The following is a 1,706-nucleotide window of genomic DNA, read 5'->3' as shown; positions in this document are numbered from 1 at the left end:
ACCGGGCCAAGGACGTGCTGTTCGCGGCCGTGCTGGAGCGCATGGTCGGGCAGGTGCGCGAGGCCGCGCTGGCGGAGCTGGCGCGGGTGGGCGCGCCGGTAGAGCGGCGGGTGGTCTCGGCGCTGGAGGCGTTGCACGGCGAGGCGGCGACGGCGAGCAGCGCGAGCGTGAGCGAGCTGCTGCGGGCCGCCGCCGAGGTGAGCGGGCCGCTGCTGCGGCGGTTGCACGACGACGTGGTCGCGGCGCTGGTGGACGTGCTGGAGGAGTCCGGGGTCGCGGGGGCGTGGGAGCCCGGCGGGGTCGGGGCGGTGGAGCTGGCCGAGCACCTGTACCTGGTGTCGTCGGCGGTCAAGCAGCTCGACGCGCCGGTGGACGTGCAGCGGGAGCGGTTGCGGGTGGCCGTGCGGATCGTGCTGCGCGGTGACGGGAGGGGGCAGCGGTGAGGGTCGTCGCGCTGGCCGCGCACGAAGCCGGTGGTCCGCTGCGCCCGCTGGTGCGCGAGCTCGGTCCGCCGGGGCCGGACGAGGTGGACGTGCGGGTGACGCACTGCGGGATCTGCCACACCGACGTCGGCGTGATCGACGACGAGTGGGGCGTGGCGCGGTTCCCGGTGGTCGCCGGGCACGAGGCCGTGGGCGTGGTGGTCGCGGTGGGCGCGAACGCGCGGCTCGCGGTCGGGACGCGGGTGGGGGTCGGGGCGATCGCCGGGTCGTGCGGGCACTGCGCCCAGTGCCTGGGCGGGCGGCACAACCTGTGCGCGGCGCGCGACGACGTGGTGCTGCGCGGCGACGGCGGGGCGTTCGCCGACCACCTGCGGGCGTCCGACTGGCGGCACGTCCACCCCCTGCCCGACGCGCTGCCCTCGGCCGAGGCCGCGCCGCTGCTGTGCGCGGGCACGACGGTGTTCGGGCCGCTGCTGGCCAACGGGGTCCGGCCGACCGACCGGGTCGCGGTGGTCGGCGTCGGCGGGCTCGGGCACCTGGCCCTGCAGTTCCTGGCCGGGTGGGGGTGCGCGGTGACGGCGGTGTCCACGACGCGGGCCAAGGAGGCGGAGGCGCGGGCGTTCGGCGCGACCGACTTCCGGACGCCGGGCGAGCTGGTGGAGGGGTCGTTCGACTTCGTGCTGTCGACGGTCCCGGCGGACCTGCCGTGGGACGACTACCTGGCCGCGCTGCGCCCCGGCGGGACGCTGTGCGTGGTGGGCTTGCCCGCCGGGGCGATCTCGGTGCGGCCGATGAGCCTGCTGCCGCAGGCGAAGCGGATCGTGGGCGGCATCCCGGCGACGCCCTCGGAGAACCGGCTGATGCTGGACTTCGCGGCGCGGCACGGCATCCGGGCGGCGGTGGAGGTGTTCCCGGTGGGCGAGGTGGAGCGGGCGCTGGAGCTGGTGCGCGGGGGTGGGGCGCGGTACCGGGCGGTGCTGGAGTTCTGACGGGGCAGGACGACTGCCCCCGGCCTGCCCCGCCGGGCCTGGCGCCGGGGGCGGGGCAGGCCGGACGATGCGGGTGGGGGACGTCGACCGGGGAGGTCTCGATGCACGCCCGTGAGGAGCCGAGCGCAACCCGCGCGCGCACCGCGCCGCAGGTGCGGACCCAGGCGCAGGAGCCGGTTCCGACGCCGGGCCACCCGGCTCCGGAGGGGTTGCTGGCGTTGCAGCGGCAGATCGGCAACGCGGCCGTGTCGCGGCTGGTGGAGTCCGGGGAACC

At 77.4% G+C, this 1,706-nt stretch carries 2 protein-coding genes; both read left to right on the top strand.

Annotation, left to right across the window (positions count from 1 at the left end; translation table 11 throughout):
* The coding region (locus ACTUAL_RS28635; RefSeq protein ID WP_440902418.1) for a hypothetical protein at positions 1-443 on the top strand (443 nt) is incomplete at its 5' end.
* The gene (locus ACTUAL_RS28630; RefSeq protein WP_096494193.1) at positions 440-1,432 is read left to right on the top strand and encodes an NAD(P)-dependent alcohol dehydrogenase; all 993 of its coding nucleotides are present in this window, start codon (positions 440-442) and stop codon (positions 1,430-1,432) included. The genes ACTUAL_RS28635 and ACTUAL_RS28630, both read left to right, overlap by 4 nt.
* The last annotated feature ends 274 nt before the right edge of the window (positions 1,433-1,706 follow it).

It is taken from the genome of Actinosynnema sp. (genome assembly GCF_052038725.1).
The sequence above is the reverse complement of the archived record's forward strand: the minus strand, read 5'-3'. Positions and strand labels throughout refer to the sequence as shown.